General features: G+C 41.3%; 26 protein-coding genes and 3 pseudogenes. 11 read left to right on the forward strand and 18 right to left on the reverse strand.

Going from position 1 to position 23,741, the window contains the following annotated elements:
* Positions 1–815: 815 nt before the first annotated feature.
* A complete protein-coding gene (locus tag PseudUWO310_RS05030) occupies positions 816–1,604 on the reverse strand; it encodes an ATP-grasp domain-containing protein (RefSeq protein WP_142599598.1) in 789 nt (262 codons plus the stop codon).
* 432 nt (positions 1,605–2,036) lie between these two features.
* On the opposite strand from PseudUWO310_RS05030, the gene PseudUWO310_RS05035 reads away from it, so the two are divergent.
* From PseudUWO310_RS05035 to PseudUWO310_RS05045, 3 genes are all read left to right on the forward strand, one after another.
* Positions 2,037–2,264: an EF-hand domain-containing protein gene (locus tag PseudUWO310_RS05035; RefSeq protein ID WP_142599600.1), complete on the forward strand. Its 228-nt coding sequence runs from the start codon at positions 2,037–2,039 to the stop codon at positions 2,262–2,264.
* Between the two features lie 389 nt (positions 2,265–2,653).
* Positions 2,654–3,880, forward strand: a complete 1,227-nt coding sequence (locus PseudUWO310_RS05040) for an AAA family ATPase (protein ID WP_142599602.1) — start codon at positions 2,654–2,656, stop codon at positions 3,878–3,880.
* Positions 3,873–4,445 (forward strand): DUF4276 family protein, encoded by a 573-nt coding sequence (locus tag PseudUWO310_RS05045; protein WP_142599605.1) that lies wholly within the window; start codon positions 3,873–3,875, stop codon positions 4,443–4,445. The genes PseudUWO310_RS05040 and PseudUWO310_RS05045 overlap by 8 nt, the downstream gene beginning before the upstream one ends.
* A 63-nt stretch (positions 4,446–4,508) precedes the next feature.
* Here the strand turns inward: PseudUWO310_RS05045 and PseudUWO310_RS05050 are convergent, their stop codons facing one another.
* The 9 genes and pseudogenes from PseudUWO310_RS05050 to PseudUWO310_RS05090 all read right to left on the reverse strand — a co-directional run bounded on the left by PseudUWO310_RS05050 (position 4,509) and on the right by PseudUWO310_RS05090 (position 12,668).
* Positions 4,509–5,210, reverse strand: a complete 702-nt coding sequence (locus PseudUWO310_RS05050) for a leucine-rich repeat domain-containing protein (protein ID WP_142599608.1) — start codon at positions 5,208–5,210, stop codon at positions 4,509–4,511.
* Between the two features lie 151 nt (positions 5,211–5,361).
* The gene (locus PseudUWO310_RS05055; protein ID WP_142599611.1) at positions 5,362–6,096 is read right to left on the reverse strand and encodes a DevA family ABC transporter ATP-binding protein; all 735 of its coding nucleotides are present in this window, start codon (positions 6,094–6,096) and stop codon (positions 5,362–5,364) included.
* Positions 6,097–6,128: 32 nt separating this feature from the next.
* Positions 6,129–6,314, reverse strand: a pseudogene (locus PseudUWO310_RS05060) (response regulator transcription factor); the annotation flags it as partial.
* Between the two features lie 87 nt (positions 6,315–6,401).
* Positions 6,402–7,574 (reverse strand): ABC transporter permease DevC, encoded by a 1,173-nt coding sequence (gene devC / locus PseudUWO310_RS05065; protein WP_142599616.1) that lies wholly within the window; start codon positions 7,572–7,574, stop codon positions 6,402–6,404.
* Positions 7,575–7,788: 214 nt separating this feature from the next.
* A complete protein-coding gene (locus tag PseudUWO310_RS05070) occupies positions 7,789–8,148 on the reverse strand; it encodes a hypothetical protein (protein ID WP_190315909.1) in 360 nt (119 codons plus the stop codon).
* A gap of 281 nt (positions 8,149–8,429) precedes the next feature.
* A complete protein-coding gene (locus PseudUWO310_RS05075) occupies positions 8,430–9,113 on the reverse strand; it encodes a GNAT family N-acetyltransferase (RefSeq protein WP_142599620.1) in 684 nt (227 codons plus the stop codon).
* Positions 9,114–9,144: 31 nt separating this feature from the next.
* Positions 9,145–10,326 (reverse strand): HlyD family efflux transporter periplasmic adaptor subunit, encoded by a 1,182-nt coding sequence (locus tag PseudUWO310_RS05080; RefSeq protein WP_142599623.1) that lies wholly within the window; start codon positions 10,324–10,326, stop codon positions 9,145–9,147.
* 36 nt (positions 10,327–10,362) lie between these two features.
* Positions 10,363–10,938: a TetR/AcrR family transcriptional regulator gene (locus PseudUWO310_RS05085; RefSeq protein WP_142599625.1), complete on the reverse strand. Its 576-nt coding sequence runs from the start codon at positions 10,936–10,938 to the stop codon at positions 10,363–10,365.
* A gap of 200 nt (positions 10,939–11,138) precedes the next feature.
* Positions 11,139–12,668, reverse strand: a complete 1,530-nt coding sequence (locus PseudUWO310_RS05090) for a reverse transcriptase domain-containing protein (protein ID WP_142599627.1) — start codon at positions 12,666–12,668, stop codon at positions 11,139–11,141.
* Between the two features lie 501 nt (positions 12,669–13,169).
* On the opposite strand from PseudUWO310_RS05090, the gene PseudUWO310_RS05095 reads away from it, so the two are divergent.
* The 3 genes from PseudUWO310_RS05095 to PseudUWO310_RS05105 all read left to right on the forward strand — a co-directional run bounded on the left by PseudUWO310_RS05095 (position 13,170) and on the right by PseudUWO310_RS05105 (position 15,457).
* Positions 13,170–13,454, forward strand: a complete 285-nt coding sequence (locus PseudUWO310_RS05095) for a type II toxin-antitoxin system RelE/ParE family toxin (RefSeq protein WP_142599629.1) — start codon at positions 13,170–13,172, stop codon at positions 13,452–13,454.
* A gap of 14 nt (positions 13,455–13,468) precedes the next feature.
* Complete coding sequence (locus PseudUWO310_RS05100; protein ID WP_055076735.1) at positions 13,469–13,780, forward strand: HigA family addiction module antitoxin; 312 nt, start codon at positions 13,469–13,471, stop codon at positions 13,778–13,780.
* A 216-nt stretch (positions 13,781–13,996) separates the two neighbouring features.
* On the forward strand, positions 13,997–15,457 hold the full coding sequence (locus tag PseudUWO310_RS05105; RefSeq protein WP_142599632.1) for an SMI1/KNR4 family protein: 1,461 nt from the start codon (positions 13,997–13,999) through the stop codon (positions 15,455–15,457).
* Between the two features lie 92 nt (positions 15,458–15,549).
* On the opposite strand, the gene PseudUWO310_RS05110 is transcribed toward PseudUWO310_RS05105, so the two are convergent.
* A complete protein-coding gene (locus PseudUWO310_RS05110; protein ID WP_142599634.1) occupies positions 15,550–15,756 on the reverse strand; it encodes a hypothetical protein in 207 nt (68 codons plus the stop codon).
* A 2-nt stretch (positions 15,757–15,758) separates the two neighbouring features.
* Positions 15,759–16,433 (reverse strand): DJ-1/PfpI family protein, encoded by a 675-nt coding sequence (locus PseudUWO310_RS05115; protein WP_142599636.1) that lies wholly within the window; start codon positions 16,431–16,433, stop codon positions 15,759–15,761.
* Positions 16,434–16,532: 99 nt separating this feature from the next.
* Between PseudUWO310_RS05115 and PseudUWO310_RS05120 the strand changes: the two genes are divergently transcribed.
* On the forward strand, positions 16,533–17,273 hold the full coding sequence (locus PseudUWO310_RS05120) for a helix-turn-helix domain-containing protein (RefSeq protein ID WP_142599638.1): 741 nt from the start codon (positions 16,533–16,535) through the stop codon (positions 17,271–17,273).
* Positions 17,274–17,453: 180 nt separating this feature from the next.
* On the opposite strand, the gene PseudUWO310_RS05125 is transcribed toward PseudUWO310_RS05120, so the two are convergent.
* Positions 17,454–18,029 carry a Uma2 family endonuclease gene (locus tag PseudUWO310_RS05125; RefSeq protein WP_142599640.1) on the reverse strand — a complete coding sequence of 192 codons (576 nt, stop codon included), beginning with the start codon at positions 18,027–18,029 and terminating at the stop codon, positions 17,454–17,456.
* Positions 18,030–18,255: 226 nt separating this feature from the next.
* Here PseudUWO310_RS05125 and PseudUWO310_RS05130 point away from each other — a divergent pair, with 226 nt between their 5' ends.
* Together PseudUWO310_RS05130 and PseudUWO310_RS23865 are read left to right on the forward strand one after the other, a co-directional pair.
* Positions 18,256–18,447 (forward strand): hypothetical protein, encoded by a 192-nt coding sequence (locus PseudUWO310_RS05130; RefSeq protein ID WP_142599642.1) that lies wholly within the window; start codon positions 18,256–18,258, stop codon positions 18,445–18,447.
* Positions 18,440–18,589, forward strand: a pseudogene (locus PseudUWO310_RS23865) (type II toxin-antitoxin system PemK/MazF family toxin); the annotation flags it as partial. The gene PseudUWO310_RS05130 and the pseudogene PseudUWO310_RS23865, both read left to right, overlap by 8 nt.
* 149 nt (positions 18,590–18,738) lie before the next feature.
* Here PseudUWO310_RS23865 and PseudUWO310_RS05140 read toward each other — a convergent pair.
* The 4 genes from PseudUWO310_RS05140 to crtH form a co-directional block, all read right to left on the reverse strand.
* On the reverse strand, positions 18,739–19,530 hold the full coding sequence (locus PseudUWO310_RS05140) for an ATP-grasp domain-containing protein (protein WP_142599644.1): 792 nt from the start codon (positions 19,528–19,530) through the stop codon (positions 18,739–18,741).
* A gap of 128 nt (positions 19,531–19,658) precedes the next feature.
* Positions 19,659–19,991 carry a DUF5615 family PIN-like protein gene (locus tag PseudUWO310_RS05145; protein WP_142599646.1) on the reverse strand — a complete coding sequence of 111 codons (333 nt, stop codon included), beginning with the start codon at positions 19,989–19,991 and terminating at the stop codon, positions 19,659–19,661.
* Complete coding sequence (locus tag PseudUWO310_RS05150) at positions 19,988–20,218, reverse strand: DUF433 domain-containing protein (protein ID WP_142599648.1); 231 nt, start codon at positions 20,216–20,218, stop codon at positions 19,988–19,990. The genes PseudUWO310_RS05145 and PseudUWO310_RS05150 overlap by 4 nt, the downstream gene beginning before the upstream one ends.
* 59 nt (positions 20,219–20,277) lie before the next feature.
* Positions 20,278–21,792, reverse strand: coding sequence for a carotenoid isomerase (gene crtH / locus PseudUWO310_RS05155; protein WP_142599650.1), 1,515 nt, complete (start codon positions 21,790–21,792; stop codon positions 20,278–20,280).
* Positions 21,793–21,889: 97 nt separating this feature from the next.
* Between crtH and PseudUWO310_RS23870 the strand changes: the two are divergent.
* Positions 21,890–22,242: pseudogene (locus tag PseudUWO310_RS23870) on the forward strand (type II toxin-antitoxin system YhaV family toxin).
* A 36-nt stretch (positions 22,243–22,278) separates the two neighbouring features.
* Positions 22,279–23,244 (forward strand): acetyl-CoA carboxylase carboxyltransferase subunit alpha, encoded by a 966-nt coding sequence (locus PseudUWO310_RS05165; protein ID WP_055077455.1) that lies wholly within the window; start codon positions 22,279–22,281, stop codon positions 23,242–23,244.
* A gap of 39 nt (positions 23,245–23,283) precedes the next feature.
* Here the strand turns inward: PseudUWO310_RS05165 and PseudUWO310_RS05170 are convergent, their stop codons facing one another.
* Entirely contained in the window at positions 23,284–23,661 is a 378-nt protein-coding gene (locus tag PseudUWO310_RS05170) for a winged helix-turn-helix transcriptional regulator (RefSeq protein WP_142599652.1), read from the reverse strand.
* Positions 23,662–23,741: the final 80 nt, after the last annotated feature.

Raw genomic sequence — 23,741 nt, forward strand, 5'->3', positions numbered from 1 at the left:
TCCTACAGTACCGTTTCAGAATTGCTGGTGTAGTTCGTCTAAAAAACCTAGGGTACTTGAAAGTCTATCAGAAAAATGTGCTTTTCATAGGTTACTCACTTCCTACGTAATTTCACCAATTTTGATGTAAATGAAAAACTTTTTCTATTACCAAAATATGCAAGAAATGTAAAAGAAGAAATACGAAAAAATAACAGTAAGAATAATACTTTTCCTATGAAATATAGCAGCATAAGAGATGGCTAGGATAAATCAAAATCCTAAAAGCAATTAGCCGTAAGAAGTATAGCCACTTATTTATATTCTAAGTAAACCTTATGTTGATATAACCAATAATTACAATTGTAACGAGCTTAATTTTAAGCGTTAATGAACTTTTTTACCATGCGATCGCTATTTTAGAGGAATCTCATATCGGATTTAGCTATGCTTTGATTTGAGCCAATCCCCATCAATTACGAATCGCTTTTCCAATCGCTTATTTACTCTCAAATTTATTCTCAAATTTATTCTCAAACTGCTTGGAAAAGTTACAGAATTGAGACTAACGATTTTTTGATTTTGCGATCGCCAATAAGTAGCTAGGCATAAGTAAACTTAAAACCTAGAAGAGCATACCCCGCCCACGCAGCGGGCGGTATGCTCTCTGGTTTTGGTTTTTAATTATGCCGAACTACTTAATCTTTCGGAACTCATCAACGAGGCGAATCATTTTTGAAGGCAAGATTTTGGAAAGAAGCAGATAACTTTGACGGGCTTGTCGGTTTTGATATAACGGTTTCGGTCAACGGTTGCAGATAACCTCGAACTCAGCACTAGGTTTGCTCATCAATCCGCTGCACTGAAGGATTAGCCTCGCGCTGCGCTAGAAGCTCTTCCCATCTTGCCCAAATCATATCAGTATAGTTCTTGCTATCAATGCTGTATGCCCCGATCGCAAAACCATCATTCATTTCTACTAAAGCAGTTTGTCCCGAATCTAATACACCAAAGTCGATGGCATATCCTGCATAAGACTCCCCTGCTTGATCTAGTGCTTGAATGGCTCGATGTACTTCTGCAACATCAATAGGAATATCTGTATTACCAGCATAGTGATCCACGCTCCTGATTTCGGAATGGACAACGTATATTCGATACTCACTGAGCCAAGTAACCACTTCAGAACACCACACTTTTTCTTGCCGTGACACTGCATACACTTGAGACATGTCGTACTCAGACTCGAATACACAACCTGTGAATCGCTTGCGCCGAGTTGCTGGTTTCACAAACATAGCTAGATAACGACCATCTCGTAATACTGGCTCTAGTTCTGCAAGCGTCGATCGCCAAACACGACGATGTAAAAACTCATGCAGCGAAATCGGATAATCATTGGGCTCGGGTTCGGGAATGGAAAGCTGCTGCAATGCTCCAACAATGCAAGACATATCTCCAACGACCAAAGACTCGCTATCCAGCATAAGCTGCCTGCGACGAATGCGCTTTTCTGTGTAGAACGTGATCGGAATTCCACGATGCCTCAGTTCCTCAACGACTCGTTGTTCTTCTTTCTGGAGTCGTCTGTTACCTTGTTCCTGAATAAAGGCTTTAGAAATCACGCTGTCTCACAAGCAATCTTGAAATACAAATCCTAACTATGTAATTAGATAGAAAAATTCTTTCTAACACAACTATAAGGCGTATAGGTTGAAAGTCAAGATTCTAGCTATATGCCCTATACGGCGTATTATACAGAAAATTCTGCCTAACTACCTTAATATGGCATGTTAGTCGCAAGATCTCAGTTACAGAATTGGGACTAACGATTTTTTAATTTTGCGATCGCTAATAATCTTTCGGAACTCATCAACGAGGCAAATCATTTTTGAAGGCAAGATCTTGGCAAGAACCAGATAACTTTGATGGGCTTTCGAGAGTTGACTGCGGAAAAGGGCTTACAGTAAGATAGTGAGTAGTGTGATAGATGTCTGACCATTTCTAGGTCATGATGTCACAACAAAAATTAAATTTAAATTAAAAAAGGTAAGGATATGGCATTAGAAAGCGCAGATAAAGGAGCCATCATGGCTGAGTTCAAGGAATTGGATAAGGACGGATCAGGCTATTTATCGCGAGATGAGCTTAAGGATGCGTTGAAGAGACTGTACGAGAATATCGATCTCAAGCTAACAGATGCTAATATTCAAGCTCTGCTAAATCAGGCAGACAAAAATAAAGATGGCAAGATCCAGATTGAGGAATTTATGACTCTCATCTAAGCGAGGCTAATTGATTGGGAAGACGACTGGTATAAACTCATATTATAGTACCGACCCTATTCAAGTGATCGGCGATCGCACTAATAATCTATTTCCTAAAGGCGATCGCAATTATCGTCAGTTTTAGTTTCTAGGCGATCGCCTCAACAATCTATCTCCTAAAAGCGATCGCCATTACTGTGAGCCATGATTTCTATGCGATCGCATCAACAATCTATCTTCTCAAGGTGATCGCTATTACTGTGAGTGATGATTTTTAGGTGATCTCTTTGATGCTCTCAGTTGTAAAATTGGGGCGATCGCTGGTGCTGTTGTTTTGTTTCTGACAGACGCAGACATATTCGGCTAGAATTTATCAAGACGATTAGTATTGGAAAGGAAATTCTATTTTGTCAAACACAGATTCCAACACAAATCAGCCTCGCCTTTTATCATTTACCCTTGATGGGTGGTCGGTTTTGGGTGGTCGGGTTACTGTGTCTTTACACGATGGTGTTGCAGTACTAGTTGGTCGCAATGGATCTGGGAAATCAGCAATTATTGAAGGGCTTGAAGCAATTTCATTATGTGCAATTGTCAAATCTAAGCAAGTTCCATACAATAATGGCGACAGTATTCCCAAAATATTAGAAATTCAAGTTTTGACACCGACTCACCGTCTGATAGCATACAAGTTTGAACTTGTACAGACAACTAAACTTGGTAAGAATTTGAATGTAGATACCTTTACGAGTGATAACTTAGAAGGAGAAGATTTGTTGTGGAATGAACATTGTCAATATACTGATGGAGACAATGAAATTTTGTGGACAACTACACATGGATTAACAAGGTATAAAAAAGCAGACGGCTCGACTGACACTTTTTTGGGCAATATGTATTCTGCTAGACAGGCATATTATGTTAACAACTTATCATTTCCTAATGAGATTTATTGGATCAACACCGTTCTTACAGGCATTCGTCTAATTAATAAGACTTTTGTTCGTCAAACGTCTGGTCGTAGAGAATCTTTACTAAAAGTATCACAACGTGAAGTTATTTCCATTAATGGTATTAGTGGTATTAATGGTCTTTTAGAATTAGCTGATAGCCTAGCCTTAAGAATACGTCGCATGGAGAGTAGAGAAGTTGACGAACTTAATAGCATCTGCCAACGAATCGGAATTGGGGAGATAACTCTTCAGAAATTCATCTTAAGTGAACCTCTTAACGAAAAAGAATATATCTTGTCTGTGCAGTTAGATAGCGTTAATATCGGATTACTATCCGATGGAACACTTAAAGTCTTATCGATTCTAATAGAAATAATTACTTTAAAGCCTAGTTCAACAATAATAATTGAGGAGCCTGAAGCACAAATTCATCCTGCGATGTTAGCAAGGTTACTCAATGAGATTGAGACTTATACTTACGGGCAAAATTTAATTATTTCAACTCATTCACCACAGGTAGTTTCGTGGAGTAGTCCAGAAAAAATTAATCTAGTTCATCGCAAGGACGGAAGGACATTTGTTCGTAAGTTAGGTGAAGCCCAGATTCATAATGTCATCGAATATCTGTCTGAGGAAGGAAACTTAGGCGAATGGGTTTACAGTGGTATTCTCGATGAGTAATCTGAAGATTGGATTGATTGCTGAGGATGTTACTGACTGCGATGCAGTTCGAGAAATTATACGTCGTGTACTCAATGATTCTAGCATTAGAATTATCCATTGGGCAGCCAAAGGTTGTGGCAATTTAAGGAAAGATCTCTCAAAAACAATTAAAGCTATATCCAAAGAAGATTGTAACGCTTATGTTATTGTTCATGATTTAGATCGTCAGAATGGCTGTCTCAATGATGAGTCAACACTTCGAGCATCATTAGAAAAATCAATTATTGGATTGAAAGGAATTAACAGACATATCTGTATTCCAATAGAGGAGTTAGAAGCTTGGTTTTGGTCTGACCTAAAAGTTGTAAAGTTTGTAGGGCAAGGAAAGGGAAAAGCACACGCAAATCCGCAACAAATTGAAAAGCCCAAAGAAAAATTGATAAAATTATCGGCTGAGGATAACAGGAAGCCTCGTTACAGTACCAACATGAACGCTAAATTAGCTTCAATACTGGACATAGAAGAATGTTCTAAGCGGTGTTCTTCATTTAGAGAGCTAGTCAAATTCTTGCGATCGCTCTAAAAAATATTGATCGCTATTACCATGAGCCATGATTTCTGGGCGATCACACTAACAATCTATCTTCTAAAAGGGATAATCCCTCGACGGTTGCTGAATGTTTGCCCCTCCTCTGTGTGGCTTCTGCACATAGTTTTCAGATGGAGGAGGCAATTGATTAATACAAGTTTGTGAACAAGCATTCACAAGCAGAGGTAAAACATCTGTAGCTACTGGGAGTGAAATCCATACTTGATATAAGTTTGAATCGCTAATAGGAGCATTACATACACTACATTTTGTGGGGGAACCTGCTTCTACTCCCACTCCTACAGGAAGCTGAGGGAAAGAAAAGCGAAACTTATAGTTTCCGTAAAGCGCCCGTATACTAACAGTACTATCTTTTAACTTTTTGCAACGGGTGATTTCATAAGGAAACCAATGTAACCGATAGGATGTGTAAGGAGTAAATTTTTCTAAATTCGTCATTTCTCCAATTTCTGGAGGAATACGAACCAAATTGCTCCCATACAAATTCAAATGCTTGACAGATTTTAGCTTTGCTATGCTTGAAGGAAGTGTAATAATCTGCTGCCATTCATTCTGTTTCATCTCCTGTTCAGGAACAAACTCTTCCCTTCCATCTTGGGCTGCAACCTCCACAAGCTCTAGTAGTCGCTTCCAGCCATCACATTTCATGTCCTGTTGTTCTAAATGTAGTTTAACTCTAGATACCCATTTCCCTGAATATTCAGCTTCAAAGCATTTACAACCGTGATAATTAGCCATTTATTTTCAGTGGATTCGTTAAAGCCTAACGGCTTAATTGAGCCGCAAGAAAACTATTGCTCTCAACCAAAATATTACGCTTTTATCCGCTTCAATGATGTGTTGTACGCTGATAGCTTAATTATTATTTACCTTTGCGATCGCCATCGCTCTAATGACCAGTTTCAATATTAGGAACGAGTTTACCATCTTCCATATAGACAATGCGATCAGCAATGTCGAGTATGCGATTGTCGTGGGTGATGAGGAGAATTGTGCAGCCTTTTTGTTTAGCGAGGGTTTGCATGAGTTCCACCACTTCGCGACCCGATTTCTTATCAAGAGCTGCTGTGGGTTCATCGGCTAGGACGATTTTGGGTTGAGAAACTAGCGCACGTGCGATCGCTACCCGTTGTTTTTGACCACCAGAGAGACTATCGGGATAATAATCGAGGCGATGTCCTAGTCCGACCGCTTCGAGCATGGCAGATGCCTTACCATCAAGATCGGTAGTGCCATCCTCATCGTGAAGTTCTAGAGACATGCGCACATTTTGTCTAGCCGTGAGGAAGGTCATCAAATTATGGGCTTGAAAGATATAGCCAATATTGCGGCGGATTTGCATGAGAGAGTTTTTATCAGCGCCACGAATTTCTTGATTTAAGATTTTAAGACTACCCTCCTGAGCCGATCGCAATCCACCCATAAGCGTCAGGAGCGTAGTTTTGCCAGAGCCAGAGGGCCCCGTCATGATAATGATTTCGCCAGCATGGATATCGAGATTAATATCAAAAAGCGCTTGCTTGCGTAAGTCGCCTTCGCCAAAATAATGATTGAGGTTTTGGGCAGAGATGACTGGCTCTTGTGAGATCGAGCTAGAATTTGCACTAGAAGTCAGTGTTTCCATATTTTTATGGGATGTTTTTGCTTTTTTGTGGGCTAGATCAACTGATTCCGAACGGCAAAAACTGCGGCTTGAACCCGATCGTTCACGCTAAGTTTATTTAAAATGCCATTCACATGACTTTTGATAGTATTAGGGCTGACATAAAGTTCCTTGGCAATTTGAGGATTACTTTTTCCTTCGACAATCAGTGATAGAACTTCAAGCTCACGGGATGTTAAATGGGAATGATAGGATAAGGTTTTTGGAGGATCAATTCTCGTTGATGGCATAATTCTTTATGGGGGAACGTAGTATAGCAATTATGTTTAGAAGATGTCAGCAGGATCGGCGGTTTGGAGTTTTCGCATGGCGATCGCTCCTGAAGCTACGCACATAATAACGGTCATCGCAAAGACAGAAGTGGCACGTTCTAACGTCATTTTTATGGGTAACATCGTGACGGCATAGGTCACTTGATACAGTCCGACAGAAAGCAGGAAACTAGGCAGAAATCCTAAACAGGCTAATAGGATTGCTTCTTGAAAAAGGATGCTTAAGAGAAAGCGATCGCTATAGCCCATTGCCTTGAGAGTGGCATATTCCGCAAGGTGATCGGAGACATCAGAATAGAGAATTTGATAGACAATCACGATGCCGACGATAAAGCCCATCGCCACGCCTAAGCCAAAGATGAAGCCGATGCTGGTTCCCGTTTCCCAATAGCTTTTTTCGACACCTGCCCATTCTTCGGTAGTCAACACACGTATATCACTAGATAGTAAATTGGCGAGTTCCCTTTTGACTTGCTGAACGTCGGCTCCTTCATTGAGATGAATTAATCCCATCTCAATGCGATCGCTACGACGTTCTGGAAATAAACGTAAAAAAGTCGCATCACTGGTAATAATATTGCCATCGGCGGCAAAGGAAGAACCAACTTCAAATAGCCCGCTTACCTGCACCAATTTATTGTTTAATTGCGCTTCCAATTCTCCCTTTTGCATAAACATAGTGGCAACATCGCCATATTCAGGACGACCAGCGCGATCAAAAAGAACGCGATCGAGTTGTTGAATCTGTGGGATTTGCTGAGCGGGATCGGGTAAGTTGACGCTAGGATTACCCGCATCAACTCCCCAAATGAGAATTGCTCGATTTTGACGAGTTTCAGGATTGCGCCATTGACCCGCAACGGATATATAAAGCGGAGCAACGGATTTAACTTGAGGATGGGCGAGGGTTTGGTAAAGGCGATCGCGTTGAAAACTAGGTGTGGAGATGAGGGTCTGGAACTGAGTGCTGGCGATCGCTAGATCCGCCTGAATCAATTCGCGATAGGGGTTCATCGCCGAATCATAGAGCGCTCCTTCAAATCCCAACTGCACAAACATCAAGATATCGGCAAAGGCGATACCCGATAGCGCCACGATAAAGCGCACTTTATTGCGGGTGAGTTGGAGCCAAGCAAGAGGTGTTTTTCGTAGGAGTTTACGGAACATAGGTTCTCAGTAATGGGGATGGTATGGGCTTTTGGCGATTAGCTTTTGGCGATTAGCTTTTGGCTTTTGGCGATTAGCTTTTAGCTAGCTTTCTTAATAAGTTGGCGATCGCCATTAAAAAAGGCGGATAGATATTCGATTCCGCAAGTAAAAACTATTTCTGTTGATTTGAATATCGCAATGGCGATCGCACAATTGATGACTTTGAGGTCAATTATGTTGTAGATAACCAGAACCAATGTTCTTGAAGCTTTTGAAACTCTAAAATTTTACCTCTAGAGAAGTGATTTAAGTTAGGCACTTGATCACTATAAACATAACCAGCTACACTATCAAATCCAGAGAACGTGCAAAAGAGAATTTCCATTGTTTCTGTGGATTTATCAACATCAATTGTGCCATCACAGGAAGTCCAGAGATATTGTCGAGGTAATTCCGTTCGTCCATAGGGACCTGATATTAACTGCCCTGACCTAACTAATGCCACTACATCTTCTCGGCTGTGAAGGAATATGTCAAAGTTTAGACTGAGCCAAACTTGCGTGAAATTCACATTGAATAATAGTCCTAGCATTAAGGCATGAATTAAGAACGGCAAAAAAGATTTAATTCCAATTTGCTTGAAACGGAGAATAGTGTGTAAAGCCGACCAAATCAGAGTTGTAGTATAAAAAATTAGGAATGGAAGAACTAGTAAACTCGCCAAAAGTGATGCGCTTGGAAAGAAGTAAGAAAATAGATCTCTAAAGCACCAGATTAGTAGCAGGATATTGCTTAAATATGCGAGTTTATAGAAGAGTGGAATTTCTCGGATAAATTGACAGATTTTAGAACGCATATCAGTATCTCTTAATATTAAGCTTGAGGCGATCGCATCATCATCCATAGGGGAGGTGCATCGTTGAGAACTCGTAATTCTTCGCGCACCACAAATCCATGCCGTTGATAGAATTTTACGGCGCGATCGGTGGAAGTAAAGAGATAGCAAATCTCACCTTGGCGATCGGCTTGCTGGAGAACGGGCTGCAAGAGCAAACCTCCAATCCCTTTGCCTTGTGCATTTGGTGATACTGCCAATCCCTCTAGATACCAGTGCGGTGTCGGGCAGTCACGCAGGCGATAGGCTTCCGTTTTAGTCAAGGTGTTAAGTATTCGCCTTGTGGAAAGAAAACCATTCTGTAGGAATATTTCAAAAATTAGGGGAAGTGATTGTAATAATGACGGTGAATTGGCGTTAGGAGGTAACCAGCTAGCAATCCCTAACAGTTGAGGATTGCTGAGCGAAGCGGAAGTATCGCTATGATCCTGATAGCTGCAATAGACATGCCCTAAAGGAAAATCCTGCTTGATCGTCTTGCTCCAAGATTTTTCGAGGCTTCCTAAGCGATCGCTTTCATTGGGAATAAGATAGCAAGATAGAGGATCGGGAAAGAAAGTTGTCGCCATCATTTTTGCAGCAATAGAAATTTGAGATTGCTGAAGAGCAAGGATTTGCGGCTCTTCATTCTCAACATTCATTTTGTCATTGAGAATATTCATAAATAGACCTCCTGATGATATTAAGATGATATTAATTTGGGGATGAAAGCTGGATCTTGCCTTGAACTTGTAAGTTGGTAAAAGCAGCCACGCGGCGGCTATCCTCTGGGCTTAAACGCACCTTGACCTCAATCACGCGGCGATCGAGATTTTCTCCTGCTTGATTGGTCGCTTGGCGTTGACGTTCCACTTGCAAGCCAACTTGCGAAACCATACCCTTCACTTCGCCTTGAAATGCTTGTCCTGTAATTATTGCGGATTGTCCAACTTTGACGCGATCGATCTCCGTTTGATAGACTTCCAGCACAGCTACCATGCGATCAGTTGCGCCTAATTCGACGATGCCGTCGTTGCCTACCTTTTCCCCTAATCGCGTGCGAATTTTGAGAATTTGTCCATCTCTAGGAGCGCGAATATAGGCTTGGGCAAGGTTCGTTTCCGCACGATTGAGAGCGGCGATCGCACTGTCTACTTCTCTAGCTTTGGTAGCAATATCGACGGGTCTTACTTCGGCAATGCGATCGCGAGTACTAGTTGCTTCAAGAACTTGGGCTTGGAGGGTATTAGCAAGGCGATCGCGATTGCTCAGTGCTTCCTGTAACTGAGCGCGGGTAGTTTCCGCTGTGAGGCGTTTGGTATCTAAAACTGAAGAAGAGACTGCGCCTTGGGCATAGAGTTGTTGAAAACGCGCCAACTCTGTCTCCGCAGTACGAACTTCCGATTGCCATCGAGCAATCGTCGCGGACTGGGCTGCATCGCTACCGCGTAAATCCGCTTGCAAGCGCACGATGGTTGCTTCCTGCGCTTGAATTTCCGATTGTTTTGCGCCAGCCCTAACCCTTGCGAGTTCTGCTTGGGCGATCTCCACCTGTGCCTTGGCTTGGACAACTTCATCGGCAAAGCGATCGCTAGCATCGAGTACGGCGATAATCTGACCTGCTTTCACCCGATCGCCGACTTGGACGCGCAATTCCTTTAGGCGATCGCCATCTAGGGCGACAGGAGCCGCTAAACGCATGACTTCTCCCTCTGGTTCCAATCGCCCCAGTGCCGTTACGGGCAAGGTCGCATTGGCGATCGCTGAAGTATTATTCGGAATATTAGGCTTGCTCGAAGAGACGACGCTATAAATAGAAATTCCTGTAGCCACAGTCGCAAGGAAAATTCCCCCAAGCCAAAGATGGCGGGAGTTAAAGAAAGATTGAGATGTCATGTTTTACTAATCTATTTCAAAGAAATTTAGCAAGCTTCAGTCATCGCTATAGGTCATGCGAATTAGTTCGGCAATTACCTGCGATCGCTCCTCATCAGAAATGCAGTTCAGTCCTAGTAACTGATTCCAAGAAAGTCCATCCGAAGCTAAGAGAATTACCCTTGCCTTGAGTGGAGCAATACCACAATTACTAACTTGCTGATGCCACCTTATTGAAGCTTCTTGGTATGGTTGCAGGAGTTTACTATCCTTCGCTACAGCCGCTAGCAATCCAGATTGAATAGCAGCACTCTGACAATCGAATATATCTCCAGCCCTGATGTAAGCCCGCAACCAAGCACCCTTGGCGGTGAGATCGCCTTCGCGAGTGAGTTCTATCTCTAATAATTGCTCGAACTCGGCGATCAGGTTTGCGACCATGCTCGTCAGTAGGGCTTCTTTATTAGGGAAATGATAGAGCAATCCGCCTTTGCTTACGCCAGCTTCCTTTGCCACTGCCTCAAGGGTCAAAGCGTCAGCCCCAAAGCGCAAAACAACTTCACCTGCCGCATTAAGCAGTGATTCTCGCGTCGCCGATCGCGATCGCTTGCCTACCTCTAAAGCCTCTGCCATAACCTTTTGCCCGAATACTAAAAAATTAAGACAATCAACTTGTCTTGAAAATAACTATACCGTCCAGACGGTTTAGTGTCAACTGGTAGATTAAATTTTTTGATTATGGCGATCGCTATTACTGTGAGTCGTGATTTCTAAGCGATCGCATCAACAATCAATCTCCTAAAGGCGATCGCTATTACTATGAGTCGTAATTTCTAGGCGATCACACTAAAGCCAGTAAAGTATATCAATGTTACCGCACAAACAATAAAAATCAAAATGATAAGTTTCCACAATAAAACGTCAGGTTGATTAGTGATACAGTCGCATTCTTTTTGTTTACGCATTCTATAGTATTCTTTTTCCACGCTAATTAAACCTGCTTGTTTAAAATGCTTTCTTTTTAACCGAAGATTGTATGTTTTATAAAAGTATTTGCTAATTTCACAACGAATCCATTTATCTATATCTCTCAATTGTTCAATATCAGTAATAATGCAGAAAAATCCCAGCCAGTTTCTTTCTATTGATTGCTCTTTATTATCATTTTTTCTAACTCCATCACATAATGGACAAATATCGGTACGCCCCCTAATTTTCTGCTTAATTATCTTGTTAATTAAGAAATTAAACCTTTTTCTAGGATCAAATCCTGATTTATAGTCTTTTTCTGATTTAACAATATTGTTTTTTGATTTTGATTGATTATCAGGAGTTCCATTTATTTTTTCGTAAATTCTATTTTTAAATTTTTGGATATTGCTAGACTTAACTCTAATTTTAGTGAGAGCAATTTCAAAGCCAACAAATTGTAAGCTTGTTTCTTGAAGATTAAAAATTTTTGTTTTAGCTTGATTATCAGGTTGGATTTCGTGAAGTTGAAGTTTTATTTCAGTTAATTTCTCTTTAATTTCTTTATATATATTTTCTGAATTTTCCTGATTTCTACTAAGAACTACAAAATCATCTGCATAACGAATATACTTTAAATCATATTTTTTAGAAAGGGTTTCTAATATCCAAATATCAAAACCATGTAAGTATAAATTAGCAAGAATTCCCGATAATACACCACCTTGAGGAATTCCTTGATTATTATTTTGTTGAATTTTCTTTCCTTTTTTACAATGAAATTCTTTAGGGTTATTATAGTCAATTCTGTGAATTCTTGATGTTTTTATATATCGCCGAAGAAGATTACTTATTAAAGTGTTTTTCCCAAATTTTTCTTCAATTAATTGAATAAGATAAGGATGGGGAATTGTATCAAAAAATTTTACAATATCTGCATCAAGTACCCATGTATAACCCTCTTGAATAAAACGATATATTTTTAGAGCAGCTTGAGGAGCGGATTTGTTTTTTCTATAGGCAAAAGATAAATTATCTGTTTTTCTAAAGTCTTTTTCAATTTCTTTATAAATTGCATCATACAATGCTTTTTGGACAACAATATCTCGAATAGCAGCAATTGATAGAATACGAGTCCCGCCGCTTGTTTTTTCAATTTCGACTTCCCGTAAAGGATAAAATTGATAAGTTCCTTTTTTAATACGATTTGAGATTATTTGACAACGAATATCTATTTCTTTATTAAAAGTTTCAAGAGAAATTCCGTCCGCTCCCATTGGAACTTTAATAATATCCTGATTAAAAAAATCTGTTTTATCTTTTTTGTACTTTTCAAATATCTCTTTTAGATTCTCTTTTGTGAAAAATTCAATAACATCTTTATCACAGAGCATTGTGGTTAATAAAAATATTTTAAATTTGAAGAATTTTTAGAGGGAGTAACCACAAAACTAATGCTTAACAACAGGGATAAATACACAGTAGCTTGTGGTGTGACAGATAACTTAAACTCCTCGATACTGTCTTTCTCTAGATCGTTTTGCCCTGTCAACTATAGAGAAAATAGTGAACTAATTTACTCAGCACGCATTTTAGCATGGTTGGAACCTATACCCACTTGGGATTATCTTTTTGAGATAATAAACAAAGTCAAAGCTTAGTTTTCGTTTCCTCCTACACTATATACCATTTCTTTCCCAATTTTTGGAATATTTATTGATTGTAAATGGTGATCGCAATTACTGTGAGTCGTAATCTAGGCGATCGTATCAACAATCTATCTTCTAAAGGCGATCGCAATTACTGTGAGTTTTGATTTCTATGCGATCGCTATTTGATTTCTTAGGAAATTGCGATATAAATGTTATGCTTGACGTAACACGTAAAATTTGCCTATGCCTCAAAAATATAAGGACAAACGCACAGCCAAATTTGCTGCTGGCGATCGTGTCAAAGAATTTCAGGCTTTTGAAAGACAAGCATACAAACGTCTAGAAATTCTAGAAGCTGCACCTAATAAAGAATCCTTAATGGCTTTGCCAAGCAACCGTTTTGAGGCATTAGGTGGAGATAGAAAAGGGCAGTACAGCATCCGCATAAATGACAAATGGCTTATTTGCTTTGAGTGGACAGAAATGGAAAATCATCCATTTAATATCGAAATTGTCGATTATCACTAAAGGAGAAAACAACTATGGCAAGACCCGCAATTCACGCTGGCGAGATCTTAGCTGATGAACTAGAAGAACTGGGAATTAGTGCATCAGAACTTGCGCGATCGCTCCATATTCCGACAAATCGGATTACGCAAATTCTCAAAGGGCAAAGAGGTATCACGGCTGATACCGCATTACGTCTAGGACGATGGTTTGGTACTGGTGCAGAACTATGGCTTAATTTGCAAAAAGCTTATGAGTTGCGCCTAGCGGAGGAGTTGGCGGGAGAAGAAATCCAAAAAACGATTCAACCTCGTTCATCAAACAATCAGCAGCTAGCTCAAGTTTAAATAGATAAATTTGGGGTATTGGGAATACGATCACTGTTTGATTTTTTTGAAGTGGCGATCGCTATTACTATGAGTCGTTATTTCTAGGCGATCGCTATGTTATTTCTTAAATGAGTTGATTGATTATGAGACAAAGCTTAATCCTTACCGATTTTTAGATCGGACTTTCTGATTTAGTATAATTTTTCGTATTAGATTGTAAATCAAAAAATTACTATGCAAATCCTGCCAGATTGCGCTCAAGTCTTCGCTGAATTAACTACAGAGGTTCAAGCTGCGATGCCGAGTCGCGTCAGTGAGATCCTGTATGAAGCGGGTTATTTAATGTTGCTGGCGGGTGAAGGACATTCTGCCTATCGTGCCTTTTCTCATCTCCTCAATGGTGAATTTGCGGTCAACAAATCCAATCGCACCTTATTCGCCTATCTTGAGGGTGTTTTCCCATCTCTATGCCATTATCTGAGAGTTCCCTATCCAAAAACTCCACAACAGGAAGAACTAAGTATTTCAAAGTTGGAAGCAATGATTGAAGAGAATGAACGAAGAAGCACAGCTATTTTGTTTATGGATCGCTTTCTGCCTCCACCCAGAGCTACTAGTTGGAGTGAGGAATATGTTTCAAGATTGATTAATGAAGAGCAGTCAGAATTATCTGAGTTAAGTTGTTTTTTGCAAGATGTCTATCGAGCTATCCAGTCTCATTTAAGAAGCTATCGAATTGATGAAGCGGCTAAATTGCTTAAGATTTATGAATTAGTGTCTCAAAAATCAGAATCATATAGAAGAGGTTGGATCTCTTCAGAAGTTTTGGTAATAGCTGTACTTACCTATCTGGAATTGGGCAGGGAAGAGGAAGCGAAGCAGCTTTTACTCAATTGGTGGGATCAAAGTAATCGCGATTCTTTTAATCTTAATCAATTTCTCTCCTTTACTGCCACCAGAAATCTGATTTTGTTAGGAATCTTTAGGGAAAAAGTAAATATTAGCCAAGAAGCGATCGCATTTTTCTTTGATGCTCTGACCCATCACTCACATACTCCACAACTCAAAATTCCTACGGTAAAAGATTGGGAAAAGTTTATGGAAAACTGGAACGCTAGAATTTTTGCCGAAGATTACCAAGAGTCATTTGAAGGGCAACGCGAATCGTGGGCAGAAAGATTCCCCATGGAAGTGGAACAAAAAAATTGTAGCCGCCCGCCAGCGACCGAGCAGGAAATTTTAGAACTGGAGAAAAGACTAGGTACAGCGCTTCCCCCTAGCTATCGAAACTTTCTTTTGTATAGTAACGGCTGGAATATTTTAAACGGTTCTTATTGTCATGGCGAGTTACTTAATACTTCACAGATAGCTTGGTTCAAAGAAAGAAATTTAGATTGGATTGAAGCTTGGCATCGAGGCGAAACCGAAGATGAGACTAGCGATGAAGAGTATTTTCAGTATGGCAAATATCAGGATTGTGTGGTAATGAGAACGGTATACTTGAGAACTGCTTTACAAATCAGTAGTGATGAAGATTGCGAAGGCGATATTTATCTACTAAATCCCAAGATTATTGATTCAAGAGGCGAATGGGAGGCTTGGGACTTTGGCAATAAGCATCCAGGAGCCTATCGCTACCAATCTTTTTGGGAAATGATGCAGGCTGTTTATGAAAGAAGTTTTAGTAAAGAATAAAAAAATTTTATTGTAATCTTGGTGATAAGAACTTTCGGCAACCCCAGACCATTGATTAAAACCCTTGGAATCTGATGTGCTAACTCTGCAACTTAAGATCCAGTCATAGCATCTGACCTGTTAAACAATTCACGCGATACAGGAATATTCCACCATTTAGAATTGGTGAAGTAGGCAACACCAACCGTTAATACCTGAGCAATCAAGCAAATGTTAAAGATGATGGAAGTTGTGTAAAAGCCAAGTTTCAACCAGTTTGCGGCAGCAATAGCGCGATCTGTTGCCGCAGTTGTAGTCATAGTTAGCCTGCTGATTTTGCGAGTTCTAAACTTGACAGTTCCTGCATAAAGAATAGTGCCTTGTTGACCAACTCAGACCCTGCTTTTTCGGGCGAACCAGTATCAAATGGCGGAGCGGGATTGTACTCTAGCAACAGTTGGATAATCTTGGCGATTTCCTCACCATAAAGGATGTTGGCGATCGTTAAGCCAAAATCGATCCCAGCTGTCACGCCTCCACCCGTGATGCGATTGCGATCAACCTCAACCCGCTTAGTGCTTACCTCAACGCCTAACTGGGCGAGTTGTTCTCGCAATGCCCAGTGAGTTGCAGCCCGATAGCCTTCGAGCAACCCTGCCTTTGCTAGAAGTATCGATCCGCCGCAGACAGAGGTGATAAATTTAGCGGTACTGCCTTGTGTTCGTAAAAAGCCCAGTATTTCTGGATCGTCTTCTACTGCCGCCATTCCCAGACCGCCACCGATACAAATAACATCTAAGCGCGGACAATTCCCAAAAGTAGTATCGGACAAAACCATCATCCCGTCATCGGTTTTGACTGGATCGAGTGTTTTCCAGAGCCGATGAATTTGGACATCAGGAAACCCGCTAAAAACCTGTTGTGGAGCGAGAATATCCAACGATGTCATGCCAGGATAAAATACCAAACCAATAATGTACTTTTGTGCGCCAGCCATGAATTTATCTCCTTTGAGTGATTACGCTTGAATCTCCTCCTATACTAGAAGCAGCAACTAATCTGGGATAGTCCTCGATCGAGTACTCTTTTCACCATCATGACCATTTCCTTGAAACTTCTATTTGAAGGAATTCATCAAGCAAAGGATGAAGACGGCTTGCGATCGCACCTTGCTCCGCAAATTGGGGAGTACTTTGCTGCTAAGCGCTCTGGGATATTTTTCTTCGACCAGCTTTTAGCCGATCCAAAGCTTCAAACCGTTCTAAACATTGTCCTATCTCTTGAACATAATCCTGTGGCGCGTTATATTGCGGAACGTCATACCCCTGTTCATGAAGGGTTGGTGACAATACCCAAGGCTTGGAAATTAATATGTCCGCGTCCAGATCACTGGCATGTGATGGCAGGACCGATTATTGATCGTGGTCAAGTAGTCGGCTCAGTGGGATGTACTCGTGAAAGATCAATGCCTGCCTTTGATACTCAAGATTTAGCTGGCATGAGTGCCATTTGTTTGCACTTATCTGCTTGGACTGCAAGTGTGCGAATCGCACGAAGCACAACCTTGCAACTTCAACCTCAATCGTTTAGCAGCAATCAATTAACACCGCGTGAGTTACAGATTGCCAACTTGGTAGCTTTAGGGCGAACCAATGCACAGATCGGCAATGAACTTTGGATTACCGAGAATTCTGTCAAGCAGGCTTTGAAGAGAATGTTCCGTAAGCTAAAGGTCTCATCGCGTGCGGAAATGGTTGCACAGATCTCTACCACGCAACTCTCTTTTTCAAGTAATCAGCCATCTTCATCTGGCTTGTTGTCAAACTCTCGCAAGTAACTTTTCGTTTCCGCTTTTACCGATCACCTAACTACATAACTAGGGATTAACGAAATTGTGGTTTGATTCCTTTATCAAAGGTAAATTACCGCAGATAGATAATTAAAGTGCGATCGCATCAACAATCTATCTTCTAAAGGCGATCGCTAGTACTCTCTATTTATTTGCTGATTTGAGTAATTATTCAGGTTTTAATTCTAAACCGCGATAGACTTGCTCGATGGGAAAGCTTAAGTTAATGCTTTTTAGTTCTACGTTGTCGCCTTCTTGGTAGTTAATGATTAGCCATTCGCCAGCGTCATTTTTATGGTATAAATCCATTTCAATGCTGGTGGAACTGACTAATAAGTAATCTTGTAAGTTTGGGTTTTTGCGATACAGTCTAAATTTGCCACTTCTGTCATAGGATTCGGTACTAGGGGAAAGAACCTCAACGATGAGGGATGGGTAGGTAATATATTGAGCTGTGGTTTTATCACGATCGTCACAAGTAACGCTGACATCGGGGTAGATGTAGTTATTTGTGCCAACAATATTAATTCTCAGGTCTGAGTTACCTGTTATGCAACTACTAGCGTCTAAGTGGGTATCCACCATAGTCGTAAATCGTATTGCGATGCGGCTATGATTAACGCTACCGCCGCTCATGGCGTAAACTTGACCGTTGATAAGTTCGTGTTTTTCTAGCTGCTTTTCTTCCCAAGCAAAGTATTCTTCTGGGGTTATTTGAGGAAAATTTTCTTTAATGGCAATCATTTTTTTGTAATGGATAATGGGTTTGATTTAATTAACTCTACAAGATTAGCGATCGCACCAGCAATCTATCTTCTAAAGGCGATCGCTATTACTGCGAGCCATGATTTCTAGGCGATCGCATTAACAATGTATCTCCTAAAGGATTTGCGGTATGGCGATCGCTGTTTGATTCTTGTAAAGTGGCGATCGTGTTAATCTATTAAGATATAACTTAAGGAATAAAGCTATGACTGCTGTAGTACAAGAGCTTCTAAACACCTTTGACAACCTAACGTACTCAGAAAGATTAGATTTATTGTCAGAAATTCTGAGGCGTACAGTTTATTTAGACTTTGAACCATTATCTGACGAAGAATTAACACTGAATGCTGAGGATATCTTCCTAACACTAGAGGAAGAAGAATTAGCTTATGAATAGCCCCTATCGTGGAGAAGTTTGGCTAGTCGATCTTGGCTATGTCGCCAAAGTCAGACCATGTTTAGTTGTTAGTATCCCAGCACTAGATAGGGATCGAGCATTAGTAACCCTAGTTCCACATACAACAAGTTTACGCGATTCCAGTGGAAGACTTAGGAGATGTCTTACTCGTATGGTTGGGATTTGAGTCCGAAGAAGATGAAGACTAACAATAGAAAACTTTGAGAAAGGCGATCGCTATTACTGCGAGTCGTGATTTCTTGGAGATCATTATTAATATGTAGAAGTGAATTATTGGCGGAAATCAGCCCATAATGTAGCAAAACGTTCAGATGTCCATCCAACTAGGTCTGACACCTGTCCATCTCCAATTTCTACAACTCGTTTACAACCATCTCTACGCTCCACCACATCTACTGAAAAGAACTTACTATTAATTCGTTTAGCACAATCCTCAACAATTTCTGGGATTTCCTCATTTTCTAATGGAGCAAATGGTTTACCATCCAATACGAAATAACGTCTCTCTGTATCAGGAATAAAGTTTTCAACCTTGCGAACACAAATACCTCCCTCAATACAACCTCTAAATTTTTTCATTTCCGCTACAACTGTTCTAATCGCAGAAGGTTCTTCAATAATTGAGCCAATTGATGTTTTAAGAGACTTAACGTAATCCTTGATAAAGAAACTGCTCCATCCTATCTTACTTAACTCATTCTCTAAATTATCATCAATGGAAAAGAAGTGCGTCTCTGGAGTTAAATCACGAATTAATGGATACCAATTAGGTAAGTAATGTGTCGCTAAATATTCATCACGAGAAATTAAAACTTCAGCACTAGAATTCACTACAACATTAACTAATAGCGAATAATCATCAGGAGTGAGCATCCAACCACGATAAATCAACTTTGAACCTGAATCTGGCTGGGGGAAAATCTTGGCAGAGCCTGAAGCCAAAGCTTCCAAAGAGATAACTGATGTCTCAAATCCTATGTCTCGAAAACAATCAACTTGCTCCGAATATGTTTCATCTACTTTCTTGGCATTGAAATAGTCACTAGGAAAAAGAAATCTCATAAGACCTCATCTATAATTATCCATCAAAATACTGTGCTTAAAATCCTACTCAAAGTCAAGTGCGATCGCCTCAATTATTTTTCTGCTGATGTTTTTACTGTAGGCGAACCTATCCAAAAGTCAGAATATTATCCTAAGGCAAGCAGAGATAAATACTCATCTTGGTAAAAAGAGGCGATCGCCTCAAAATCCCTTCTCAAAAGGCTTTCAACCTGTGAAGTCGAACAGTTGCCAAGCCGAATCCAAATAACCTTGGGTGGATTCCCAAATACTAAGCTGAGGTCGTGCATATCGGAGTCTTTCGAGACAATCATCAAATTATTAGACTTGGCATAATCCCAAACTATGGGATCTATAGTTGATTTCATGTCAACATCTCGAACATGTAGCGAGTTTGGGAAAAGGTCAGCCAAACGAAATGGTAACCTTGGAGATAGGTTCTCATCAAAAAGTAATTTCATGCGGATATTGGCACTGTCATAAACCGCCGCTCTCTGTCAGCAGCGTATGCAATACAGGCTTTAAAATCTTCTCGCGTGAGATCGGGGAAATCTTCGAGTATCTCTGCTTCCGTCATGTCAGAAGCTAGATACTCAAGCACCTCATAAACCGTAATCCGCAAGCCGCGCACACATGGTTTACCACTGCGTTTATTTGATTCAATCGTGATGTAATTTCGGTAGTTCATAATATTCTTAATTTTACATAAAAATACTGAGGTATTTGCATCTCACACAATACAAACTTCTAGACAAGCCCTAAAGATGATGCGACTAAATGTCCACAGGCAAAGCCTGAAAAGGCAACAGCATTTAAACCTTGTCCTGGAAAAGTACTATCACCAACACAATACAAATCAGGAATAGAAGTCCGATTAAAAGGCATTCCCAAAAGTCCTAAAGGCTTGCCTGTAGGAATTGGTCCATAGGTTCCATCAGCACGACCGAGGAAGCGACGATGGCTGCGGGGTGTGCCGACTTCTTGATAGTCGAGACAATCTTCTAGTTTCGGGAAAATTGCTAAGAGGCGATCGCATAATTTTCTCGCCGCCTCATTTTTCTTTGCTTCATATTCTGACGCAGATAAATCTTCCCATTCACTCATCCAGCTAGGCGTGAAGGTATGCACAATATGATAGCCTTCAGGCGCAAGGGAGCGATCGAGTAGCGTTGGAATCGAGACAAAAATTGTGCCTTGTTCTTTCTGCATATCCTGCCAATCTTCGAGCAAAATATGGTGACAGGCAGAATCATTGGGAATTGCGGTAGCCTCGACACCGAGATGTAAGCTCAGGAAACTAGGGGATTTTTGATAGCGCGATTGCCATCCCTTTTCGCCATTGGGTAAAGGCTCATCCTTGAGTAAGTTCCCAAAGGTATCCCAGCGAGTGGCATTGGAAACGACTTTTTTAGCATAGAGAACTTCCCCATTCGCCAGTTTGACCCCGATCGCACCTTTACCAGATTTGGCTTTGGGAATAATCTGGGTAACCCTTGCCCCATAACGGATTTCGCTACCCGCTTTTTCTAAACCTTCTGCTAACTTTTCGGCAATCTTCCCTACACCACCGACGGGATAGTTAATGCCACCATAATGGCGATCGCTAAAGACCATACCTGCATTAATTGCAGGAGTGCGATCGGCGGGAACCACTGACCAGCAGTAGCATTCCATATCGATGAATTGCAATAGTTCAGGATCGCGAATATATTTCTTGGCAATATCACCCGCATTTTGGGGCAGATAGGCAGCTAAACCTAGACATGCAAGGGGATTCTGGAAAAATACGCGCATCAAGTAGCGCCATTCTTCTAGAGAAAGCAACTCGATCGCATTTAAGCAATTAAAAATCTTCCAACATTCATCGTAGAACTTACGAATCCCCTCACGCTCATGGGGAAAGCGATCGCCTAATTCTTGTAAAAATTTCTCATAGTCGCGATGTACCTCAATTTCCAGATGATTCGGCAAATGGTAATGGATCTGCACAGGGTCGGGAATCGTCTCCATTTTCATATTCACCGCTGCCAACGCACGGGTGAGGAGATTAGTCGTACCGCGATCGCCAAAACCAAAAATCATCGACGCGCCCACATCAAAGCGATAGCCATTGCGCTCAAAATAGCCCCCACTGCCCCCCGCAATTAAATAGCGCTCAAGGACAATTACGCTTGCCCCCTTCGCCGCCAATTGCGTCGCGGTGACTAAACCGCCAATCCCTGAGCCAATTACAATTACATCCGCATCGAGTGTTAGCGCCATCACATTTCTTAATCAAAACCTATGTTCAACTATACAGCGCTTTGCACTGCCATAAAGCTTAGAGAGAATTTTGAAAGTGTGGTAATGACTTCTCTTCTTGCTATTTGTTGAAGGGTTACAGCAGAAATATCCCCATGACTACAAACAGAAAAATGCCACAAAGCGTCTAGCGGCGATCGCCAAATAGCATTTGATGTCATCCCTCAAGATCCCACTCGTAGCGAATATCGACAAGGTACAACCCTTGGCAATGAGTATAAACATTGGTTTAGAGCAAAGTTTTTTCAGCAGTACCGATTATTTTTTCGATATCACCAAGAAAGCAAAATCATTATCTTGGCTTGGGTAAATGATGATAGTTCTAAGCGAGCCTATGAAAGCAATACAGATGCCTATCTAGTCTTCAAGAAAATGATCGAAAGTGGTCATCCTCTCCCCTTTGTCTGCTAATCTGAGAAATGGTATCTAATATACAAAAATTGCATCATGGCCGACCGCCAAATCCTGCTTGACTTTGAAAAGCCCATCGTTGAACTAGAAAACCGTATCGCCCAAATCCGCGAGCTCGCGAATGAAAACGATGTCGATATGGTCGAGCAGATTAGCCTTTTAGAGCAACGTGCGGAGCTTTTGCGCCGTGAAATATTTTCAGGCTTAGGCGCAATGCAACGGATGCAGATCGCGAGGCATCCCCGTCGTCCTAGCACCCTTGACTACGTGCAAGCTATTACCGATGAGTGGATGGAGTTGCATGGTGATCGCCGAGGTAATGACGATCCCGCTTTAGTTGGTGGACTAGCCCGCATTAGCGATCGCCCAGTGGTAATTTTGGGGCATCAAAAGGGGCGCGATACCAAAGACAACATGACCCGCAATTTTGGGATGGCATCTCCTGGAGGTTACCGTAAGGCGGCGCGTCTGATGGATCATGCCCATCGGTTTAACTTGCCGATTATCACCCTGATCGATACTCCTGGAGCATATCCTGGAGTTTCGGCGGAGGAGCAGGGACAGGGTGAAGCGATCGCTGCAAATTTGCGCCAGATGTTTGGGCTAAGCGTGCCAATTATTTGCACGGTGATCGGTGAAGGCGGCTCGGGTGGAGCCTTGGGGATCGGCATTGGCGATCACATTATGATGTTTGAGAATTCCGTCTATACGGTTGCGACACCTGAGGCTTGTGCGGCGATCCTTTGGCGCGATTCGGCAAAGGCGGGTAAGGCAGCCGAAGCTTTAAAAATTACCGCCCCCGATCTGTTGCGCTTGGGGATCGTTGACTATGTGATTAGCGAACCCTTGGGTGGGGCGCATCGATCGCCTCTGAAGTCTGCGGAAAATCTGAAGGCGGCGCTGGTGGAAAATCTTGATCGCTTAAGTAAGTTGCCAGCCGAAGAGTTGCAAGAGCTACGCTATCAAAAATTCCGCAAGATGGGCGTATTTCTGGAATCGTAGTGGGTTCGTAAATTTAGTAGGTATATATAGGTTTAGCTTTCAATTCACAAAAGTGTTGTCACACTTTCGTGAATTGGTATTACTCTGAGGGATCTGTGTGTCATCAATATGTTTCAATCCCCAAACAGTGATTACCTTCAAAACGGAACGCAAGCTTTGTCCCTTCTCGGTGAGTTGATAGTTCATGCGACGGGAATGATTACTGTAGGGCTGCTTTTCTGCTAAACCTAATTCTTCAAGCAGCTTGAGGCGGTTTGCCAAGATATTAGTCGAGATTCCTTCAGGGGATTCTAAAAACTCTTCAAAACGTTGCTTACCAAAGAACATCATGTCTCGAATGACAAGTAATGTCCAGCGATCGCCAATCAGATCTAATGTGCAGGAGATAGGACAGGGTGAGCGTTTGGATTGAGTCATAGCAAGATATAGAGGCTTATCACTTGCATTTTACAACCTATCCTTGCTACAGTACATTGTAAATTGCAAGTTAAAAGCTA

The organism is Pseudanabaena sp. UWO310, from assembly GCF_006861605.1.
GTDB lineage: Bacteria > Cyanobacteriota > Cyanobacteriia > Pseudanabaenales > Pseudanabaenaceae > Pseudanabaena.